Source organism: Streptomyces sp. NBC_01460 (assembly GCF_036227405.1).
In the GTDB taxonomy this organism is placed as follows: Bacteria; Actinomycetota; Actinomycetes; order Streptomycetales; family Streptomycetaceae; genus Streptomyces.
In genome coordinates this window covers 796,304-816,540 of the sequence record NZ_CP109473.1, presented here as the reverse complement: position 1 = coordinate 816,540, position 20,237 = coordinate 796,304, and the positions used below count along the sequence as shown (strand labels likewise).

Below are 20,237 nucleotides of genomic sequence, written 5' to 3'. Positions count from 1 at the left end.
GCGGTGCGGCGCCGCCCCGGTGGGTACGCTGATCCGCGATGTTCACTTCCCAGGGCCCCACGCTGCGCGAACTGGCCGTCCAGGCGTTCTCCTCGACGATGCGCGGATACGACCTGCTCGCCCCGAAGTTCGACCTGACGCCCTACCGGACCCCTGACCGGGTGCTGCGGGCCGTCACCGACGCGGTGCGGCCCCTCGGGCCGTTCGACCGCGGCCTGGACGTCTGCTGCGGCACCGGGGCCGGGGTGGGCGTGCTGCGCGGGCTGTGCCGGGAACGGGTCACCGGCGTCGACTTCAGCGCCGGTATGCTCGGCGCCGCCCGGTCCGCGCACACGGCGCACGCCGGGGACACCGACGGCCCGGCCGTGGACTGGGTCAGGGCCGATGCCCTGGCGCTGCCGTTCTCCCGGACCTTCGACCTGGCCGTGAGCTTCGGGGCGTTCGGCCACTTCCTGCCGGAGGAGCGCCCGGCCCTGTTCGACCAGGTGCACGCGGTGCTGCGGCCGGGCGGTCTGTTCGCCTTCCCGGTGGGCGCACCGCCCGCGGTGGGCTCGCGGGCCTACTGGTCGCTGCTCGGCTTCGACGTGGCCATGCGGGTGCGCAACGCCCTGTGGCGCCCGCCCTTCGTCATGTACTACCGCACCTTCCCGCTGGCCGGTGTCGTGGACGACCTCGTGCGGAGCGGATTCACGGTGCGGCTCCTGCCGCTCGAGGAGTTCGGCCGGAGACCGGACGGCAGCCCACGCGTCCGGCTCGTGGCGGCGGCCCGTGACTGAAGATACGACGACTCTCGTACAATGGGAGCCCCTGCACGAAGTGGAGCCACCGTGACGACCAACGCCGCTCGTGTGCTCGCCCACCCCGCGCGCGACGAGATCCGTGTCGAGGGCGTGCTCCACGCGCTCTCCGATCCGATCAGGTTGCGGATCGTGCGCCAACTGGCGGGAGCCGCCGACGAGCAGGCCTGTTCCCGCTTCGATCTCCCGGTGTCGAAGTCCACCACGACCCACCACTTCAGGGTGCTCCGCGAGAGCGGCGTCATCACGCAGTTCTACCGCGGCACGGCGAAGCTGAGCTGTGTACGCACGGAAGACCTGGACGCCCTTTTCCCCGGCCTGCTGGACAGCGTCCTCGGCGGAGCGGACCGGCAGGCCGAGCGCCTCGCCCAGGGCTGACCGCGTCAGCGCCGCCATGGGACGGCACGGATCGCGAGCTGCCCCGAGCCGGCTTCCAGGACGAACCGTTCGCCGAGCGCCATGCGCGGCCGCGGGACGGCACGGATCGTGGCGCCAGCCGACAGGGCCGAATGGACCGCGGGCACGACCGCGTCAGGCCATGAGGGACCGCATCCGGTCGATCTCCACGGTCTGCTGGGCGACGACGTCGTTGGCCATCTCCTCCACCAGCACGTTGTTGCCGTCCGCGAGCGCCTCGGTCGCCATGGTGACCGCCCCCTGGTGGTGGGTGATCATCAGCTCGAGGAAGAGGCGGTCGAAGGCCTTGCCGCGCGCGCCGCGCAGCTCCTCGATCTGCTCGGCGGTCGCCATGCCGGGCATCGCGGCGTGGTCGTGCGTCTCTTCGCGCCCGTCGCCGCCGTTGTTCTTCAGCCAGCCCTCCATGGCGCCGATCTCCGGCTTCTGGGCTGCCGATATGCGCTTCGCGAGTCGTTCGACCGAGGTGGAGGACGCGCGTCCGGGGACCAGCCCGGTGAGCACGAGGGCCTGTTCGTGATGCTCGATCATCATGCGGGCGTAGCGGAAGTCGGCCGAGTTGGGGGTGTCGTCCCCGGCGGCCTTCTGCGCCTCCTCGGGGGACAGGGTCCTGGCCGGCTCGCCGGGTTTCCCGGGCGCCACGACCGAATAGCCCTTGTCCGCACCGGCCTTCGCCCCTTCGTCACCGCTGTCCCCGTCGCATCCCCCCAGAGCGAGGACGGATGCGGCGAGCGCCGTCAGCAGCGCGACCGCGCGCACGCGTGTGGTCCGACGGGGCATCAGCACGGTGACCTCCATTGCCACGTGAGTGTGTCGCACACCGTCCTAACACCTTCCACCGGCCGATGATCAAAAACTTTTATTACGTCTCTGTTGCCATCTGTTGGTGTGTACATGAGAGGGACGATACTGCCGGGGTCCATGAACCGTTCGTCGACGGACGGATACAAGGGAGGACGCAGTGACCTCGTTGCACACCACCAGCGTGCGGCGCAGACGTCTGGGTGTGGCGGCAGCCGCGGCCGGGCTCATCGCCACGCTGTTCACGGCCGGACCCGCGGCCGCGACACCCGATCCGGGTGACACCCCCGCCACCCGCGGCGGTGTCTCCGTGAGCGAGCAGGCCGAAGCCAGGGCCGCCATCCAGAGCGGTGAGATACCCGGCGTGGACGAGATCGTCCACAGCGACAACATCGAACACCTCACGAACATCCCCAAGGATGCGCTCCAGGGGCTCAACACGGACCTGGCGTTCCAGGGCACCTACGCCTTCGCCGGGAACTACGACGGCTTCCGGATCTTCGACATCCGCAACCCGAAGAAGCCGAGGACCGTGGCGCAGGTCCTGTGCCCCGGCTCGCAGAACGACATCTCGGTCTCCGGGAATCTCCTCTTCCTGTCGACCGACTCCTCCCGCAGCGACAACTCCTGTGCCAGCACCACCCAGCCGGCCACGGAGAAGTCCTCCTGGGAGGGCATGAAGGTCTTCGACATCAGCGACAAGCGCAACCCGAAGTACGTCGCCGCCGTCGAGACCGCGTGCGGCTCGCACACCCACACGATCGTTCCCGAGCGCAGGAACGTCTACGTGTACGTCTCGTCCTACTCGCCGAACGAGACGTTCCCGGACTGCCAGCCCCCGCACGACGGGATCTCCGTCATCAAGGTGCCGCGCAGCGCTCCCGAGGACTCCCGCATCGTGAACTTCCCCGTCCTCTTCCCGGACGGCGGCAACCCGGGTGCGCCGGCCAACCCGGGCGTCTCGAAGACCACCGGCTGCCACGACATCACCGTCCTTCCCTCGAAGGACCTGGCGGCCGGGGCGTGCATGGGCGACGGTCTGCTGTTCTCCATCAAGGACCCGGAGAACCCGAAGATCATCGACCGGGTCCAGGACAACGTGAACTTCGCGTTCTGGCACTCCGCGACCTTCAACCAGGGTGCGGACAAGGTCGTGTTCACCGACGAGCTCGGCGGCGGCGGCGCGGCCACCTGTAACGACGAGATCGGCCCGAACCGCGGTGCCGACGGCGTCTACGACATCACGGGCCGGGGTGACCACCGCAAGCTGGTCTTCCGCAGCTACTTCAAGATCGACCGCCCGCAGGCCGACACCGAGGTGTGTGTCGCGCACAACGGCTCGATCATCCCGGTCAAGGGCCGTGACCTGATGGTCCAGGCCTGGTACCAGGGTGGCGTCTCGGTCTGGGACTTCACCAACTCCTCCAAGCCGAAGGAGATCGCGTACTTCGAGCGCGGTCCCGTCACCACGGAGGCGGTCACCACGGCCGGCCCGTGGTCGGCGTACTACTACAACGGCTACATCTACTCCAACGACATCGCCAAGGGCTTCGACGTGCTGAAGCTCGACGACCGGCGGACGGACCCGGCGAAGAAGGTGCGGCTGCCCGAGCTCAACGTGCAGACGCAGCCGGACTACTTCGACCGCTGATCCGCACTCCGCCGCGCAGGTGGAAAAGAGTGCCCCGCCGGACGGTCTCCGTCCGGCGGGGCACTTGTTATTGCATTGACCAGGTGGTGGCGCGGGGACATGCTGTACGCCTGATTCCGGCGATGCGGGGGATCGCCGGAATCAGCAGGGGGACGGCGCACCGTCCCGGGGCTCAGGCAGCAGGACGGACGCTCGTACCCGCGGCCGCGGCCCACTCCACGAGCAGTCGCTGGTACTCCGTCTCGTCGTCCGGGGACAGCAGTCCGCCCGAGCGCTGCCACAGGGTCCGGATCTCTTCGTTGACCACGGAGGCGGTGCGCACGGTGGCGGACGGGTTCGGATAGGGGGACATGTCCACCAAGCTAAACCCCCGCCGGGCGGTTGACCCCACTCAGGGACAGGGATATCCCTCACACCGTCTTCCGGAATCCTTCACGACCCCTGCTCGCCGGGCGTCCCACCGTCCGCCCCGGGCAGTCCGAGCGCCCGGAGCCCGTCCGGCCGCTCCGCGACGGGCAGGGGGTCGACGAAACGCACGTCACACCCCAGAGCGGCCGCTCCGCCGTCCGCGCGGCGGTCGTCACCGACCATGACCACCTCCGCGGGATCGTGCCCCAGGAGGGTGCACGCCGTGCGGAACAGGCGGGGGTCGGGCTTGTGGACGCCGTGCTCGTAGGACAGGACGTACGCGTCGACCAGCTCGTCCAGGCCGTGCGCGCGGAAGACGGGGCGCAGGTCCCAGCCGATGTTGCTCACGACACCGACCGCGACGCCGCTGCGGCGGAGCCCGCGCAGCACCTCGGCCGCGTCCGGGTACGGCTGCCAGGCCTCAGGGCTCATGTGGCGCTCGTACAGCGCGTCGCCCAGGGCCGGGTCCGGGAGGCCCGCCCGGCGGGCCAGGCCGGTGTACGCCTCCCGGTGCAACTCCGCGCTGCTGTCGCGGCCCGCCCACGCCGCGGCCAGCTCCGACGGGACCCGCTCGGGTGGCGGTCCTCCGGGGAGCGCTCCGGCAGCGGTCAGCCGCCGCACGCACTGCTCGAACTCGGCCTGCCCCATGGCCGTGCCCCGCGCGTCCAGAGCGGCGCGCAGCCACGCCGCGACGGGCTCGCTCCTGAAGAGGGTCCCGGAGAAGTCGAAAAGTACGCCCTTGGTCTGCATGAAGCTGATCATCGCGGCCCCGGGCGGCGCCTACAAGGGCGTGTCGCCCGGGCGGACCGGCCGCCGCGTGTGCCTGGCGTACCCGGCGTAGCCGGCCGCGGACAGCGCGGCCACGGTGCCGCCCAGCAGCGCGCCGCCCAGCACGTCGCTCATCCAGTGCACGCCCAGGTACACGCGCGTGTAGGCCACACCGGCCATCGAGAGCACGGCGACCGCCGTCGCGGTCCACACGAGGGGGGCCTGCGCGCCGTGCAGGCGCAGCAGCCAGAGCAGCAGCCCGCAGGTCACGGCGGCGGTCATGACGTGTCCCGAGGGGAAGGCCGCGTACTGCGCCGAGTCCACCGGATCGACCCAGCGGGGGCGCTCCCTGCCCACGACGGCCTTCAGGCCCTGCTGCACGAGCGTGGCGACGAGGCTGGTCACGGCGACCCACCCGGCGAGCAGCCGAGAGCCGCGCCACCACAGCACGATGACGACGACGGCGGTCAGCGCGCGCATCGTCCAGGGATCCCACACCCAGTCCGTCAGCACCCGGTTGACCTGGACCAGCCCCGGTTCGGTGACCGCCCTGCGGTGCAGCGCCCCGGCCACCGAGGTGTCCAGTGTCATGAGCGGTGTCCACCGCACGGCGACCAGCACGAGCAGGGCGAGGGAGAGCGCGCCGCAGACGAGGCCGGTCACTAGGAGGGGGGAGCGGGTGCGCGGGGGGAGAGGAGGGGAGTGCATGGGGACGATCCTCGTCCACGATCCGCGCGAGAAGCTATCCCAGAGCCCTGAGTCCCGGCACGAAGGCCACGAGCAGCGGTACGACGGGAACCAGCGCAGCAGCGGCGGTCAGCCGGAGCCGGCGGCCCGCGGTGAGCCGCTCCACCGGTGCGAGCAAGCGGTCGACCCTGAGGGGCACATGGGCGCCGGAGGCCGGTCCGGGTCCGAACACGCCGCGGTCCTCGTTGAGTTCGACCAGAGCGAGGGCGATCGTGAGGCGCCCGAAGCGGCGTGAGGCCACATCGTCCGCGGCCAGTTCGACCAGGCGGTGCATCTCGTCCCGGAACGCGGCGAACACCGGTACCTGCGGGAATCCGGTCGCGAGCGCGCCCGAACAGTGCAGGAGCCAGTCGTGGCGGGCCTGGGCGTGGCCCTGCTCGTGCGCCAGCACGGCGTCGAGCTGACGCCCCTTCAGGCGTCCGAGCGCCGCGGTGGTGATGACCAGTCGGGGTGCCGACCCCGGCAGCCACCAGGCATCGGGGCGCTCGCCCTCCAGCACCACGAGGCGCTCGCTGCCGGGCTCCTCGCCCGGCAACAGCGGGGAACGGACCAGCAGTTCGGTCCGGCGCCGCCTGCGGCGGGACCGGGCGCGGTGGATCTCCCGTACGAGCATGGCGGCCGTCCAGACCCCGCCCAGGGCCAGCAGGACCGCGATGACCGCGGACCACGGCCCGTACGCCCCCAGGGCGTAGGCCTCGACCACGCCGTGCGGAGCGGGCGCGAACACATGGCCGCGCACCGCCTGCCAGGCGGCGGCCGCGCTCAAGGTCATGGAGAGCCCGAACGACAACAGGACTCCCGCGACCACGCACTGCCAGACCCACAGGGCCACGACCGGCTCACGCTCCGGCCAGCGGGCCCTCGCCATCAGGCTCGGGGCCACGACGGCGGCCAGTGCACCGAGCAGCAGCAGCGCGAGGGAGACCAACATGGGCGTCAGCCTATGAGGGCCGTGGTATCCACGGGTATGGCCTCGCGCGCCAAGTGACGTACGACACGGGGCGGCGGGCCCGCTGTCTCACAGGGTGAGCAGCATGGTGAACATGGCCGTCCCCATGGCCATCCTGCACGCCAGGGCGAGATCCGTCCGCTCGCCGGGGCCCGGGCCCGTCATGACGCCTCCACCACCGCCGACGGACACACCGGCGGGCGCGGGTATCAGCCGGCCCGCCGAACGCAGGACGTACAGCCCGTAGTACACCAGCAGCGCTCCCGTCAGCGCGGGCACGCCTCCCGCGGATCCGGCCGTCCCGGCTCCGTGGCCGGAGTGGCCGCCTCCCGTCGCGTGGGCGGCGCCCGGCGCCATGGCCAGGGCCATGTAGACCATGGCGAGCGAACCCACCAGATGGTGCAGATGGTGCCCGCCGTCCCTGGCGTGCACGACCGCGTGCAGAGCCGCCGCGCCGAAGACCACCGCGTACACCACCCACATCCACTCCGGGAGGGTGTACAGGGCCGCGGGCACCGCCATCGCGGCCATCCCGAACCCCATCAGCGCCTCCGCACGCGCCGATCTCCGTTCCCGCTCGGTGCCGGTGCGGGTCCGCAGGAGGCAGTAAGCCCCCGTGGCCCCGCACAACGCCATGAGCAGCCAGCCGGACAGCGCCGGTCCGTGCACGGTGCACCTCCCCCTACGGCGAATCACGCCGGTGTCGTCCCCATCGATGCCCCGTCCCGGATGCTCCTACCGGGGCGCATTGAGGTACTGGGGGAGCGCGCCCGGGGCCTGCGGGGGGCGGTCGCGGCCGGGTTAGTCTCGGGAACGCACAGCGGCAGCACACCACGGAGGAAGAACCACATGGACATCGCACCGGCCACGCCACGGGCAGAACTGACCTTCCGCGACGCGACCGAGGACGATGTGCCGGTCCTCGTGCGGCTCGTGGAGAGCGCCTACCGGGGCGACGCGAGCCGGGCCGGGTGGACCAGTGAGGCGGACATCCTCCAGGGGCAGCGCACCGACGCCGAAGGGGTGCGCGAGGTGATCACGACCCCCTCCGGCCGGGTCCTCGTCGCCGAACAGGACGGCCTCGTGGTCGCCTGCTGCCAGCTCGAACACCGGGGGAAGGCCGCGTACTTCGGCATGTTCGCGGTCAGGCCCGAGTTGCAGGGCGCCGGCCTCGGCAAGGTGATCATCGCCGAGGCGGAGCACACGGCCCGTGAGGAGTGGGGCGTCGGCGAGATGCACATGACGGTGATCTCGGTCCGTCACGAGCTCATCGCCTGGTACGAGCGCCGGGGCTACCGCCGTACGGGAGAGCTCTCCCCCTTCCCGTACGGCGAGGAGCGCTTCGGCATCCCGCAGCGCGACGACCTCGCCTTCGAGCTGCTGGTCAAGGAGTTGTAAGGCGCGCGGGGGAGTACCGGCGTCCGCGCGCCACCTCAGGCGGGCCGGCCCCTCGGGCGGGCCCCAGGGACGGGCCGGCCCCTCGGACGCGCGGGCCCCTCATGCGGTGAAGCGGCCCGCGCGCCGGATCTCCGGGTAGTCGGTCGTCGCCCCGTCCAGTCCGAGCGCGCGGACGAGACGCAGGTGGTCCGGGGTGTTGACCACCCAGCCGATCACCTTCAGGCCCTCCGCGTGCGCCTGCTCGACCACCTCGAGGGTCAGGCGCCGGATGTTCAGGGCGAGCGTCGCCGCGCCGGCCGCCTTCGCCCGGTCCACCACGTCGCCCTCCCAGCGGCTGGCGATGAGCACCGTCCGCACCCCCGGTACCAGCTGCGCGATCTCGGCGACCGCCTCGTCGTGGAACGAGGACACCTCCACGCGGCCCGCCAGATCGCGTCGCAGCATCACCTCGGCCAGCGCCCTGGCGGCCGCCACGTCCTTGATCTCGGCCTGGAGGGGCGAACCGACCGCGTCGAGCACCTCCTCGAAGACGGGTACCCGCTCGCCCTGCCCGGCGTCGAGCGCGCGCAGCTCCGTCAGCGTCTTCTCGGCGATCAGGCCGTGCCCGTCCGTCGTGCGGTCCACGGCGGCGTCGTGCATCACGGCGAGCGCGCCGTCCTTGCTGAGATGGAGATCCAGCTCGACGGCGTCCATGCCCGCCTGCTCCGCGTGCGCGAACGACCGGAGTGTGTTCTCCGGTTCGACGCCCATGACCCCGCGATGACCGATGGTGAGAAAAGTCAAGGCACTCCCGCTTCCGTCCGTGTGTTCGCCCCGCGTGCGGCTCCTACCCCGCAGGGGACCAGTTCTCGCGTGCGGACGGCCTCTGCCCGGTCGGTCGGGCGGAAGAAGTTGTCACACCGAGGTGTGGCAGGAAAAATAACGGTGATGATGGGGGTCGGCAGGATAATCTTCTGCCCTCCACTTGTCCGAAGGAACCGAACATGGATACGGTTGCTTGACGCGAGGTTCTCCCGTGAAGGAAGTGTCATGACGGAAATTCTTGAGCAAGCCCCCGCCATAGACGGGACAGCTGCCGCCCAGCGGGTCGTGGAGCACCCGGCCTGGCCCGCGCTCAAGAGTGCCGTGGAGGAGCTCCGCCCCTGGCAGGCCAAGGACGGTTCCATCGACTTCGCGGCGGACGGCGCTCCGTCCCCCGAGGCGGCCGGGGCCGTCGTCGAGCGCGTGGTCGCCGCGGTCGAGCGGCTCTCCCCGCTGCTCCCGCACGACGACGCCTACCACCGCGCACTGGTCACCGACCTCCGCCGGTGGGCCGCGGGTGGCTTCGACGTCCCGGACTTCCTCGACTCGCTGCTGGCCTTCCAGCCCGCCAGGGACCGCGCCGACGGCCTCCAGCACCTGGTCGTGTTCGCGATGTACACGCAGAACGGCAACCCGGACCGCAATCTCGAAGCCGTCGTGCTGCGGATGGTGTGGCCCGAGTGGCTCGCCGACCTCGAGGCCACGCGCTACGACAACCCGCTGTTCTGCGGCATCACCTTCGAGGACTTCACCTCGGGCTACGACACCAACTCGGCCGTGCTCTTCCCCGAGACCATCGCCGTGCGCGAGGCGCCGGAGCGCTTCAGCTGGGGCGGCATCTTCTGCGACCGCGAGGCCGCGCGCTTCCGCCGCGTGACCGAGGCGTCGGTCGGCCTGCTGGGCCTGGAGCTGCCCGACGACATCCGCGAGATGCTCGGCGACCAGAAGCGCTGCGAGCAGGCCTTCGTGCTCTGGGACATGGTCCACGACCGTACGCACAGCCACGGCGACCTTCCGTTCGACCCCTTCATGATCAAGCAGCGCCAGCCGTTCTGGATGTACGGCCTGGAGGAGCTGCGCTGCGACCTCACCGCCTTCCGGGAGGCCGTGAAGCTGGAGGCCGACGGCTTCGGGCAGGGGCGTGACGTGCAGTTCGCCGTGCTCTTCGACCGGATGTTCCGCTTCCCCGTCACCGGTGAGCGCGTGCGCAACTACGACGGTCTCGGCGGTCAGCTCCTCTTCGCCTACCTCCACAAGCACGACGTCGTCCGCTGGACCGACAACACCCTCAAGATCGACTGGGCGCGCGCCCCGCAGGTCACCAACCAGCTCTGCGGCGAGATCGAGCAGCTCTACCGCGACGGCATCGACCGCCCGAAGCTGGTGCACTGGTTCGCGGCCTACGACCTGGTCTCGGCCTATCTCGCACCGCATCCGGGATCCCGCTGGGCCAAGGGACCGGACGCCCTGGACCTCGATCAGCCTCCTCGGAAGCTCGTCGACGACGTGCTTCCTGACGAGTTTCCCCTGAGCATGTTCTATGAGGCGCTCTCCAAGAAGCTGAAGCACGTGATCGCCTCGACCAAGGGGATCACTGCGGCGGACGCCGGGCGGGCAGCTGCGTGAGCGCGGGTTCTGAGGAGGCGGTGGCCATGAACGGAACAGTCGGGGCCGACAGCGGTGTGCTCGAGGGCGCGGTGATCGCGGTGGCCGGGGCGGCGGGTCCGGCGGGCCGGGCGACGCTGCTCAGGCTCGCCGAGGCGGGAGCGACCGTGGTCGCCTCCGACGCGAATCCCGAACGGCTCGTGGAGGCGGTCGACGCCGCGCGCTACGCCCACGGCGGGGCGACCGTCACCGGCGACACGGTCGATCTTCTCGACCCTGCGGCGGCGCGGGAGTGGGCCCTCAAGACGGAGAAGGAATTCGGGCGCGTCGACGGCCTGGTCCACCTCGTCGGCGGCTGGCGCGGCGGCTCGGGCCTCACGGACACCAGTCTCGCCGACTGGGATTTCCTCGAGAAACTGCTGATCCGTACCGTCCAGTCCACCTCGCTGGCCTTCCAGGAGGTCCTCCAGCGGAGCGACCGTGGCCGGTACGTGCTGATCAGCGCGGCCGGAGCGAGCAGCCCCACCGCCGGCAACGCGGCCTACTCCGCGTCCAAGGCGGCGGCCGAGGCCTGGACGCTCGCCCTCGCCGACGCCTTCCGCAAGGCGGGGGGCGACGCGGGCCCCACATCGGCGGCTGCGATCCTGGTGGTCAAGGCACTGGTGCACGACGCGATGCGCGCCGAGCGCCCGAATGCGAAGTTCGCGGGCTTCACGGACGTCACGGAGCTGGCCGAGGCCATCGCCGGTGTCTGGGACGTGCCCGCCGGAGAAGTGAACGGAAAGCGTCTGTGGCTGACCCCGCAACCGTAAGGACCGACGCGCGACGTCATCACGACCCGCAGGTGCGCGGTTTCGCCAGTGACAACTACGCCGGAGCGCACCCGGAGGTCCTCGCCGCCCTCGCCCTCGCCAACGGAGGCCATCAGGTCGCCTACGGCGAGGACGACTACACCGAGCACCTCCAGCGCGTCATGCACAGCCACTTCGGCCCCACCGCCGAGGCCTTCCCGGTCTTCAACGGCACCGGGGCCAACGTCCTCGCCCTCCAGGCGCTGACCGACCGCTGGGGCGCGGTGATCTGCGCCGAGTCGGCCCACATCAACGTCGACGAGGGCGGGGCGCCGGAGCGGATGGGCGGACTGAAGCTGCTCACTGTGCCGACGCCGGACGGCAAGCTGACACCGGAGCTCATCGACCAGCAGGCGTACGGCTGGGACGACGAGCACCGGGCCATGCCACAGGTCGTCTCGATCACCCAGAACACCGAGCTCGGCACCGTCTACACGCCCGACGAGATCCGCGCCGTCTGCGACCACGCCCACGAGCGGGGCATGAAGGTGCACCTCGACGGCGCCCGCATAGCCAACGCCGCCGCGTCGCTGGACGTGCCGATGCGTACGTTCACCAACACGGTGGGTGTCGACGTCCTCTCGTTCGGCGGCACCAAGAACGGCGCGCTCTTCGGGGAGGCCGTCGTCGTGCTGGACCCGGACTCCGTCCGGGCCATGAAGCACCTGCGCAAGCTGTCGATGCAGCTCGCCTCCAAGATGCGTTTCGTCTCGGTGCAGCTCGAGGCGCTCCTCGCGAAGGACCTCTGGCTGCGCAACGCGCGCCACGCCAACGCCATGGCCCAGCGGCTCGCCGAGGGGGTCCGGGCGGTCGACGGCGTGGAGATCCTCCACCCGGTCCAGGCCAACGCCGTCTTCGCGCGGCTGCCGCACGCGGTGACCGAACGGCTGCAGAAGCGGTTCCGGTTCTACTTCTGGGACGAGAAGGCGGGCGACGTCCGCTGGATGTGCGCCTTCGACACCCGCGAGGACGATGTCGACGCCTTCCTGCTGGCGCTCAAGGAAGAGATGGCACGGCAGTAGCGGAACGCGTGGAGGGCCGGTCAGGAGCTCCTGACCGGCCCTCCACGCGTTCCGCGGCCCGGCGTGACGTTTCCTCCGCCGGGCGGCCGGTCAGCCGTGCTCGCGCACCTCTGCGGGCGTCGGAGCCGTACCGCCGAGGTGCGCCGGGACCCACCAGGTGTCGGCCGCGTCCTTGGGCCGCACCGGATAGGCCCGCTGCGCCGCTTCGAGCAGCTCCTGGACGCGTTCGCGCAGCCGACGGGTGATCGCCCCGGCGTACTGGTCGGTGGGTGCCTCCAGGGGCTCGCCCACGCGGATCGTGATCGGGGTGTGGCTGCGCCGGAAGTTGCGCGGGCGCCCCTTGGTCCACAGCCGCTGGGTGCCCCACAGCGCCATCGGGATCAGCGGGACGCCGGCTTCCTGGGCCAGCCGTGCGGCGCCCGACTTGAAGCTCTTCAAGGTGAAGGACTGCGAGATGGTCGCCTCGGGGAAGACGCCGACGATCTCGCCCGAGCGCAGGGACGCGAGCGCGTGCGCGTAGGCGTCCTCGCCCTGGTTGCGGTCGACGGGGATGTGCTTCATGCCGCGCATCAGGGGACCGGACACCTTGTGCCGGAACACCGACTCCTTCGCCATGAAGCGGACGAGCCGCTTCTGGGGCAGGGCGCCGAGGCCGGTGAAGATGAAGTCGAGATAGCTGATGTGGTTGCTGACCAGAACCGCGCCACCGGTCTTCGGGATGTGCTCCGAACCCTGGGTGTCGATCTTCAGGTCGAGCGCCTTGAACAGGGTGCGAGCGGCGCCGATGACCGGCCGATAGACGAGTTCTGCCATCTGGATGAAGACCCTTCTTCAATGCCTGGGGAGGGTTCTCCCGGCGGAAGTTACGCAGCCGTAGGTTTTCGGCATTGTGGCGATCGTGCCCCATGTCCGACGCCGTGGCCAGCCCCAAAGGCCCCGGGGCGAGAGATTCTCGTCACGTGAATCCTCCGGGAATGTAATGCGGTCGCACGGTGCTGACGCTCTGCGCAGAGATCCGAGAGGGAGGCAGGGATGGACGGGCAGGCGGCTGTCGACACGCTGGACGCGGCTCAACTCGGCACGGAACTGGGGGCTCGGGCCACTCTGGTGCAGTTCTCGACCGCGTTCTGCCAGCCGTGCCGCGCCACCCGGCGCACGCTCGCGGAGGTGTCGGGCATGGTCGAGGGCGTCGCCCACGTCGAGATCGACGCCGAGGCGCATCTCACGCTCGTACGCGCTCTCGGCATCACCCGGACCCCCACGGTCCTGGTGCTCGACGCGGCGGGCAGGGTGGTGCGCCGGGCGGTGGGGCAGCCCCGCACGGCGGATGTCGTCGCCGCTCTGGGACAGGCGATGTGACGGACCGTGACGCATCTCCCACATGGCGGGACACACTTGACTGTGCACACCACGCATCGTCACTCTGACGCTATGCCGCCAGAACTCCTTCTCTTCGGCCGGGTCCACGTCGACCTGGTGCGCCACGCGAGCGCGCGCTGTCCGGGTGCCTGAAGACCCCACGGCCCCGTACGCCTCCTCGCAGAAGGATCTCTCCATGACGGCCTCCCCCGATCTCGGCACCTCCCGGACAGCTGCCCCCGAACTCCTCCGCTCCGTCTTCCGGCAGCACGCCGCCGGGGTCGCCGTGATCACCGCGGCGGGCGCCGGCCCGGTCGGGTTCACCGCGACCTCGCTCAACTCCGTCGCCGCCGAGCCCCCGCTCGTCTCCTTCGGCGTGGGCACCTCGTCCTCCAGCTGGCCCGTGGTCGCGGAGGCGGAGCACATCGGCGTGCACATACTCGGCGAGGAACAGCCGGAGCTGGCCGCGACGTTCGCGCGCAGCGGGGCCGACCGGTTCGGCCCGTCCACCGACTGGCGCACCGGCCCGGAGGGGGTGCCGCTCCTCGGGGGAGTGGTGGCCTGGCTGGTCTGCCGGGTGGTGGCCCGGATCCCGGCAGGTGACCACCGCATCGTGATCGCCCGGGTGGAGGCCGGGGACTCCTCCGGAGGGGGCCGGCCGCTGGTCTACCACCAAGGCCGGTTCACCGCTCTGCGAGACTGAGGGCGGGCAAGGCGGCACCGGGGCCAGGCCGTTGGCTACGTCACAGTTCCAAGCGCTTGCTTATGGGTAACGTACTGGGTGTACTGGCGAGTAATATTTCAGCCGGGGGCACGGTCGCCCCGACCGGAAACCGCCCGATAAGGCGCCTATGCTGCGTGCAACAAGGCAGCCCAGAAATGACGATGCAGTAGGAGAGCCGGCGTGAGCTTGAGGATCGTTGTCTGTGTGAAGTACGTGCCCGACGCCACCGGCGACCGGCACTTCGCCGATGACCTGACCCTGGACCGTGACGACGTCGACGGTCTGCTGTCGGAGCTCGACGAGTACGCGGTCGAGCAGGCGCTGCAGATCGCCGGCGAGGCGGACGACGCGGAGATCACCGTGCTCACGGTGGGTCCCGAGGACGCCAAGGACGCGCTGCGCAAGGCGCTGTCGATGGGCGCCGACAAGGCCGTCCACGTCGAGGACGACGACCTGCACGGCACCGACGTCATCGGTACGTCCCTGGTCCTGGCCAAGGCGATCGAGAAGACCGGTTACGACCTGGTCATCGCCGGCATGGCGTCCACCGACGGCACGATGGGTGTGCTCCCGGCGCTGCTCGCGGAGCGTCTCGGCGTCCCGCAGGTCACGCTGCTCTCCGAGGTGTCGGTCGACGGCGGCACGGTCAAGGGCCGCCGTGACGGCGACTCCGCGTCCGAGCAGCTGGAGGCGTCGCTGCCGGCCGTGGTCTCGGTGACCGACCAGTCGGGCGAGGCCCGCTACCCGTCGTTCAAGGGCATCATGGCGGCGAAGAAGAAGCCGGTGGAGTCCCTGGACCTGGAGGACCTGGAGATCGAGGCGGACGAGGTCGGCCTGGGCGGCTCCTGGACCGCGGTGGACTCCGCGGCCGAGCGTCCCGCCCGCACGGCGGGCACGATCGTCAAGGACGAGGGCGAGGGCGGCAAGCAGCTGGCCGAGTTCCTCGCGGGCCAGAAGTTCATCTGAGCCCCGGTCGTTCCCTCCATCGCCGCCCCGCCTCTTTCGCACGCAGGAGATTGAAGTCCCATGGCTGAAGTTCTCGTCTATGTCGACCACGTGGACGGTGCCGTCCGCAAGCCCACCCTGGAGCTGCTGACGCTCGCCCGCCGCATCGGCGAGCCCGTCGCGCTCGCCCTGGGCAACGGTGCCGCCGACACCGCCGCCGCGCTCGCCGAGCACGGCGCGGTCAAGGTCCTGACCGCCGACGCGCCGGAGTTCGCCGACTACCTCGTCGTCCCCAAGGTCGACGCCCTGCAGGCCGCCTACGACGCGGTGTCCCCGGCCGCGGTGCTGCTGCCCTCCTCGGCCGAGGCCAAGGAGATCGCGGCCCGCCTCGCGCTGCGCATCGGTTCCGGCATCATCACCGACGCCGTCGACCTGGAGGCCGGTGACTCGGGCCCGGTCGCGACGCAGTCGGCGTTCGCCGCCTCGTACACCACCAAATCCCGTGTCTCCAAGGGCACTCCGGTCATCACGGTCAAGCCGAACTCGGTCGCCGTCGAGGCCGCCCCGGCCGCGGGTGCCGTCGAGGCCCTCACGGTCTCCTTCTCCGCGACGGCCACCGGCACCAAGGTCCTCTCCCGCACCCCGCGCGAGTCGACCGGGCGCCCGGAGCTGACCGAGGCCGCGATCGTCGTCTCCGGTGGCCGTGGCGTCAACGGCGCCGAGAACTTCGGGATCATCGAGGCGCTCGCGGACTCCCTCGGTGCCGCTGTCGGTGCCTCGCGTGCCGCGGTGGACGCCGGCTGGTACCCGCACACCAACCAGGTCGGCCAGACCGGCAAGTCGGTCTCCCCGCAGCTGTACATCGCCTCCGGCATCTCCGGCGCGATCCAGCACCGGGCCGGCATGCAGACCTCGAAGACCATCGTCGCGGTCAACAAGGACGCCGAGGCCCCGATCTTCGACCTCGTCGACTACGGCGTCGTCGGCGACCTCTTCGACGTCGTCCCCCAGCTCACCGACGAGGTCAAGACCCGCAAGGGCTGACCCGGCCGGAGCTCCGCCCGTACGACGGCCCGGGGCCGCGTGGTGTTCTCACCGCGCGGCCCCGGGCCGTTTCCGATCACCATTGACGCATGACCTGGAGACTTATAACTTCACTATGCGGATGAAAGATTCCGGGAAGTGGAAATTTCTGAACACGTGGAGGGTACGTTCATGGGTCAGCAGGAGAAGGTGGCAACGAGCCTCGCCGGCACGGTCGGTCAGGACATCAGCGCCTCCCTCACGGCGGTGGACGCCGAACTCGCCCGCCGCTACCCGGGGGACCCCGGCACACGCCAGCCCGTCCATACCGTCTACGTCCCCGCCGACGCCTTCACCGCCACCACCCTGCGCACGTGGGGCGACCAGGCGCTGGCGGCGCTCGACGAGCACGCCCCCGACGCCTCCGCGTTCGCCGAGGTGCTCGGCATCCCCCAGGAGCTCGCCGTACCCGTCCACGACCGGGTGCGCGCCAAGCTGGAGCGTGAGCCGGTCGAGGACCTGCGCATCGACTTCGAGGACGGCTACGGACCGCGCCCGGACGCCGAGGAGGACGAGGCCGCCGCCCGCGCGGCGCGCCTGGTCGCCGAGGCGTACGCCGACGGGACCGCGGCCCCGTACATGGGTATCCGGATGAAGTGCATGGAAGCCGCCGTGCGCGACCGGGGCATCCGTACCACCGACATCTTCCTCACCGGCCTGATGCGCGCCGGAGGCCTCCCCGAGGGGCTCGTGCTGACGCTGCCCAAGGTGACGTACCCCGAACAGGTCACGGCCTTCGTGCGCCTCCTGGAGGCCTTCGAGGAGACCCACGGCCTGCCGGCCGGACGCCTCGGGTTCGAGATCCAGATCGAGACCAGCCAGTCGATCCTCGCCGCCGACGGCACCGCCGCAGTGGCCCGCATGATCGACGCCGCGCGGGGACGGGCGACCGGCCTGCACTACGGGACCTTCGACTACAGCGCGTGCGTGGGCGTCAGTCCTGCCTACCAGGCCAGCGACCATCCCGCCGCGGACCACGCCAAGGCGGTCATGCAGGTCGCCGCGGCGGGCACCGGCGTGCGGGTCTGCGACGGTTCCACGAACGTCCTCCCGGTCGGGCCCACCGCGCAGGTCCACGACGCCTGGCGCCTGCATCACGGCCTCACCCGCCGCGCCCTGGCCCGCGCCTACTACCAGGGCTGGGACATGCACCCGGGGCACCTGCCCACCCGTTACGCCGCCGTCTACACCTTCTACCGGGAGGGCCTCGGCCAGGCCGCCTCCCGGCTCGCCGCCTATGTCGCCAAGGCCGGCGGGGACGTCATGGACGAGCCCGCCACCGCGAAGGCGCTCAGCGGCTACCTGCTGCGCGGCATCGACTGCGGGGCCCTGGACACCGACGAGGTCACCGGCCTCACGGGGCTGACCCGCGCGGACCTGGACGGCTTCGCCTCGCCCCGCCGCGGCGGGCTGACCGTGACGGCGCCGTAGGACCCCTCCGGCGGTGACGGCGCCGTACCCCCTCCCGGGCGGTGACGGCGCCGTGGACTGCCTCAGGCCGGTGGCAGCTCTCCCGAACCGCGGGGGATGAGCCGGGTGGGGAGCTCCACCCGGGCCGGGGCGTGCGCGGCGCCGTCGAGGCGGCGGAACAGGTGTTCCGCCGCGGTGCGGCCGACCGCCGCCGCGTCCTGCGAGATCACGGTGATGCCGAGCAGGTCGGCCAGCTCGATGTCGTCGAAGCCGACCAGGGCGATCCTGCGGTCGCACTCGGCCAGGACGCGGACCGCGGTGACCGTCACGCGGTTGTTGCCCGCGAAGAGGGCGGTCACCGGCCCGGGGCCGCCCAGCATGGCCTCGGCGGCAGCCCGGACACGGGCCGGGTCGGTCGGGCCGAGGGAGACCCAGGAATCCTCGACCTCTATCCCGGCATCGGCCAGTGCCGCATGGTACCCGCGCAGGCGTTCCGTCGCGGTGTGGATACGCGGCTGGTCGCCGATGAAGCCGATCCTGCGGTGCCCGTGCGCGATGAGGTGGGCGACTCCCGCGCGTGCGCCGCCGAAGCTGTCCGAGAGGACCATGTCCGCGTCCACCCGGCCCGCAGGGCGGTCGACGAACACGGTCGCGATGCCCGCCTTCATCTCGGGTTCGAGGTAGCGGTGGTCGTCACCGGCCGGGATCACGATGAGCCCGTCCACCCGGCGGGCGCAGAGCGCGAGGACGAGTTCCTGCTCGCGCTCGGGGTCCTCGGCGCTGGAGCCGTTGATCAGCAGGGCGCCGTGCGCGCGGGCCACTTCCTCCACGGCGCGGCTCAACGGGCCGTAGAAGGGGTCGGCCAGGTCTTCCAGGACGAGACCGATGGAGGCGGTGCGCCCCTTGCGCAGGACGCGCGCGCTGTCGTTGCGGCGGAAGCCGAGCGCCTCGATGGCCTCCTGGACGCGGCGCTCGGTGTCGGGGGTGACCCCGGGCTCGCTGTTCACCACGCGGGAGACCGTCTTGAGGCCTACTCCGGCGCGGGCTGCCACGTCCTTCATGGTCGGCCTGTTGCCGTAGCGGGACTCGGAATGGCGGGCGGTCTCGGCCACGGTGCGCTGTCCTGTCGTCGGGAACGGGTGATTCCGGGCTCCGCGGGTGGTGCCGGGGAGGTCCGGAGGGTGTGGCGTCGAGCATAGGCCCTGGACAACGTTGTCAAGAGAATGGAGACTGGGTGGACCATCTGACTGAAGTCGCAGGTCCTGCGCCTCACCCCTCCGGAGAGTCCACACCGATGCTTACCGACCTCGTCGCCGCGCTCGACATCGGCGGTACCAAGATCGCCGGTGCGTTGGTGGACGGAGGCGGATCCCTTCTCGTCCGGGCGCAACGCCCGACCCCCGCCCGTGACGGCGCGGAAGCCGTGATGGGCGCCGTGGGCGACGTCCTGGCGGAGCTGACGGCATCCCCGCTGTGGCACCGGGCCGGCGCGGTCGGCATCGGTTCCGCCGGGCCCGTGGACGCCTCGGCCGGCACGGTCAGCCCGGTCAACGTCCCCGGCTGGCGGGGCTTCCCGCTGGTCGACCGGGTGGCGGCGGCAACCGGAGGCCTCCCGGTCACGCTCGTCGGCGACGGGGTCGCGATGACGGCGGCCGAGCACTGGCTGGGCGCCGCCCGCGGTTACGACAACGCACTGTGCCTGGTCGTCTCCACCGGCGTCGGTGGTGGCCTCGTGCTCGGAGGGAAGCTGCACCCCGGACCCTCGGGCAACGCCGGGCACATCGGCCACATCAGTGTCGACCTGGACGGCGACCTCTGCCCTTGCGGCGCGCGCGGCTGCGTGGAGCGCCTCGCCAGCGGACCGAACATCGCCCGGCGCGCCCTGGAGAACGGCTGGCGCCCCGGCCCGGACGGCGATGCCACCGCGGCCGCGGTGGCCGCCGCCGCGCACGCCGGAGACCCCGTCGCGGCCGCGTCCTTCGAGAGGGCCGCCCAGGCGCTCGCCGCCGGGATCGCCGCCACCGCCACCCTGACCGACATCGACATCGCCGTGATCGGCGGGGGAGTCGCCGGCGCCGGCGAGGTGCTCTTCGCGCCGCTGCGCAGGTCCCTGCGCGACTACGCGACCCTCTCCTTCGTCCAGGGCCTCACCGTGACCTCCGCGGTCATGGGCACCGACGCGGGGCTGGTCGGCGCCGCCGCCGCGGCTTCGGCCATCCGGTCCGGCTCCGGCTCCGGCTCCGCGAACGGTGTGCGGGCGGTCGTCGCGCCGTAGTCCCCGTACGCGCCGCGGGCGGGGCCGGGCCCTCTGAGTCAGCGGCTCCGGTCCGCCGGCTGCTGGGGCACCACCACGAGGAAGGCGTCCCGTTCGAGGTCCATCACGACTTCGGCGGCCATGCCCTCACCGCGGCGGGCCGCCGCGAACTCCTCCGCCGGCCGGCTGCCCCGCGGTCCTCCCGCGGGAAACTGCTCAAGTACCGTGCGACGCACCGCGCATCCCCTCG

23 protein-coding genes are annotated in these 20,237 nt (G+C 71.3%); 13 read left to right on the top strand and 10 right to left on the bottom strand.

Annotated features, from left to right (window positions below; translation table 11 throughout):
- The first annotated feature begins 38 nt into the window (after positions 1–38).
- Positions 39–776 (top strand): class I SAM-dependent methyltransferase, encoded by a 738-nt coding sequence (locus OG488_RS03775; RefSeq protein WP_329225877.1) that lies wholly within the window; start codon positions 39–41, stop codon positions 774–776.
- A 51-nt stretch (positions 777–827) separates the two neighbouring features.
- Positions 828–1,175, top strand: coding sequence for an ArsR/SmtB family transcription factor (locus OG488_RS03770; RefSeq protein WP_329225875.1), 348 nt, complete (start codon positions 828–830; stop codon positions 1,173–1,175).
- A 153-nt stretch (positions 1,176–1,328) separates the two neighbouring features.
- On the opposite strand, the gene OG488_RS03765 is transcribed toward OG488_RS03770, so the two are convergent.
- Entirely contained in the window at positions 1,329–1,991 is a 663-nt protein-coding gene (locus OG488_RS03765; protein ID WP_329238409.1) for a DUF305 domain-containing protein, read from the bottom strand.
- A gap of 181 nt (positions 1,992–2,172) precedes the next feature.
- On the opposite strand from OG488_RS03765, the gene OG488_RS03760 reads away from it, so the two are divergent.
- On the top strand, positions 2,173–3,663 hold the full coding sequence (locus tag OG488_RS03760; protein WP_329225873.1) for an LVIVD repeat-containing protein: 1,491 nt from the start codon (positions 2,173–2,175) through the stop codon (positions 3,661–3,663).
- 172 nt (positions 3,664–3,835) lie between these two features.
- Here the strand turns inward: OG488_RS03760 and OG488_RS03755 are convergent, their stop codons facing one another.
- The 5 genes from OG488_RS03755 to OG488_RS03735 all read right to left on the bottom strand — a co-directional run bounded on the left by OG488_RS03755 (position 3,836) and on the right by OG488_RS03735 (position 7,204).
- Positions 3,836–4,015, bottom strand: coding sequence for a hypothetical protein (locus OG488_RS03755; protein ID WP_329225871.1), 180 nt, complete (start codon positions 4,013–4,015; stop codon positions 3,836–3,838).
- A gap of 80 nt (positions 4,016–4,095) precedes the next feature.
- The gene (locus OG488_RS03750) at positions 4,096–4,821 is read right to left on the bottom strand and encodes an HAD family hydrolase (RefSeq protein ID WP_329225869.1); all 726 of its coding nucleotides are present in this window, start codon (positions 4,819–4,821) and stop codon (positions 4,096–4,098) included.
- 30 nt (positions 4,822–4,851) lie between these two features.
- Positions 4,852–5,547, bottom strand: a complete 696-nt coding sequence (locus OG488_RS03745) for a phosphatase PAP2 family protein (RefSeq protein ID WP_329225868.1) — start codon at positions 5,545–5,547, stop codon at positions 4,852–4,854.
- Between the two features lie 34 nt (positions 5,548–5,581).
- Entirely contained in the window at positions 5,582–6,517 is a 936-nt protein-coding gene (locus OG488_RS03740) for a M56 family metallopeptidase (protein ID WP_329225867.1), read from the bottom strand.
- A gap of 87 nt (positions 6,518–6,604) precedes the next feature.
- On the bottom strand, positions 6,605–7,204 hold the full coding sequence (locus OG488_RS03735) for a DUF5134 domain-containing protein (RefSeq protein WP_329225865.1): 600 nt from the start codon (positions 7,202–7,204) through the stop codon (positions 6,605–6,607).
- Between the two features lie 180 nt (positions 7,205–7,384).
- Here OG488_RS03735 and OG488_RS03730 point away from each other — a divergent pair, with 180 nt between their 5' ends.
- A complete protein-coding gene (locus tag OG488_RS03730; protein ID WP_329225863.1) occupies positions 7,385–7,933 on the top strand; it encodes a GNAT family N-acetyltransferase in 549 nt (182 codons plus the stop codon).
- A gap of 99 nt (positions 7,934–8,032) precedes the next feature.
- Here the strand turns inward: OG488_RS03730 and OG488_RS03725 are convergent, their stop codons facing one another.
- Complete coding sequence (locus tag OG488_RS03725) at positions 8,033–8,716, bottom strand: glycerophosphodiester phosphodiesterase (RefSeq protein ID WP_329225861.1); 684 nt, start codon at positions 8,714–8,716, stop codon at positions 8,033–8,035.
- A gap of 246 nt (positions 8,717–8,962) precedes the next feature.
- Here OG488_RS03725 and OG488_RS03720 point away from each other — a divergent pair, with 246 nt between their 5' ends.
- Genes OG488_RS03720 through OG488_RS03710 form a run of 3 tightly spaced genes read left to right on the top strand, consistent with a single transcriptional unit; the run spans position 8,963 to position 12,212 of the window.
- A complete protein-coding gene (locus tag OG488_RS03720) occupies positions 8,963–10,360 on the top strand; it encodes a DUF6421 family protein (RefSeq protein ID WP_329225859.1) in 1,398 nt (465 codons plus the stop codon).
- A 26-nt stretch (positions 10,361–10,386) separates the two neighbouring features.
- Positions 10,387–11,151, top strand: a complete 765-nt coding sequence (locus tag OG488_RS03715) for an SDR family oxidoreductase (protein WP_329225857.1) — start codon at positions 10,387–10,389, stop codon at positions 11,149–11,151.
- The gene (locus OG488_RS03710) at positions 11,130–12,212 is read left to right on the top strand and encodes a threonine aldolase family protein (RefSeq protein ID WP_329225855.1); all 1,083 of its coding nucleotides are present in this window, start codon (positions 11,130–11,132) and stop codon (positions 12,210–12,212) included. The genes OG488_RS03715 and OG488_RS03710 overlap by 22 nt, the downstream gene beginning before the upstream one ends.
- A 90-nt stretch (positions 12,213–12,302) precedes the next feature.
- On the opposite strand, the gene OG488_RS03705 is transcribed toward OG488_RS03710, so the two are convergent.
- Positions 12,303–13,025: a lysophospholipid acyltransferase family protein gene (locus OG488_RS03705; RefSeq protein WP_329225853.1), complete on the bottom strand. Its 723-nt coding sequence runs from the start codon at positions 13,023–13,025 to the stop codon at positions 12,303–12,305.
- A gap of 219 nt (positions 13,026–13,244) precedes the next feature.
- Between OG488_RS03705 and OG488_RS03700 the strand changes: the two genes are divergently transcribed.
- The 5 genes from OG488_RS03700 to OG488_RS03680 all read left to right on the top strand — a co-directional run bounded on the left by OG488_RS03700 (position 13,245) and on the right by OG488_RS03680 (position 17,754).
- Entirely contained in the window at positions 13,245–13,571 is a 327-nt protein-coding gene (locus OG488_RS03700; protein WP_329225852.1) for a TlpA family protein disulfide reductase, read from the top strand.
- Positions 13,572–13,767: 196 nt separating this feature from the next.
- Positions 13,768–14,274, top strand: a complete 507-nt coding sequence (locus tag OG488_RS03695) for a flavin reductase family protein (protein WP_329225850.1) — start codon at positions 13,768–13,770, stop codon at positions 14,272–14,274.
- Between the two features lie 201 nt (positions 14,275–14,475).
- Positions 14,476–15,261, top strand: a complete 786-nt coding sequence (locus OG488_RS03690) for an electron transfer flavoprotein subunit beta/FixA family protein (protein ID WP_329225848.1) — start codon at positions 14,476–14,478, stop codon at positions 15,259–15,261.
- Between the two features lie 60 nt (positions 15,262–15,321).
- Positions 15,322–16,284, top strand: a complete 963-nt coding sequence (locus tag OG488_RS03685; RefSeq protein WP_329225845.1) for an electron transfer flavoprotein subunit alpha/FixB family protein — start codon at positions 15,322–15,324, stop codon at positions 16,282–16,284.
- 171 nt (positions 16,285–16,455) lie between these two features.
- The gene (locus OG488_RS03680) at positions 16,456–17,754 is read left to right on the top strand and encodes a DUF6986 family protein (RefSeq protein WP_329225843.1); all 1,299 of its coding nucleotides are present in this window, start codon (positions 16,456–16,458) and stop codon (positions 17,752–17,754) included.
- Positions 17,755–17,816: 62 nt separating this feature from the next.
- Here OG488_RS03680 and OG488_RS03675 read toward each other — a convergent pair whose 3' ends face one another.
- Positions 17,817–18,845, bottom strand: a complete 1,029-nt coding sequence (locus OG488_RS03675) for a LacI family DNA-binding transcriptional regulator (protein ID WP_329225842.1) — start codon at positions 18,843–18,845, stop codon at positions 17,817–17,819.
- Positions 18,846–19,027: 182 nt separating this feature from the next.
- Between OG488_RS03675 and OG488_RS03670 the strand changes: the two genes are divergently transcribed.
- Positions 19,028–20,008, top strand: a complete 981-nt coding sequence (locus OG488_RS03670; protein ID WP_329225840.1) for an ROK family protein — start codon at positions 19,028–19,030, stop codon at positions 20,006–20,008.
- Positions 20,009–20,046: 38 nt separating this feature from the next.
- On the opposite strand, the gene OG488_RS03665 is transcribed toward OG488_RS03670, so the two are convergent.
- Positions 20,047–20,223, bottom strand: coding sequence for a hypothetical protein (locus OG488_RS03665; protein WP_329225838.1), 177 nt, complete (start codon positions 20,221–20,223; stop codon positions 20,047–20,049).
- Between the last annotated feature and the right edge of the window lie 14 nt (positions 20,224–20,237).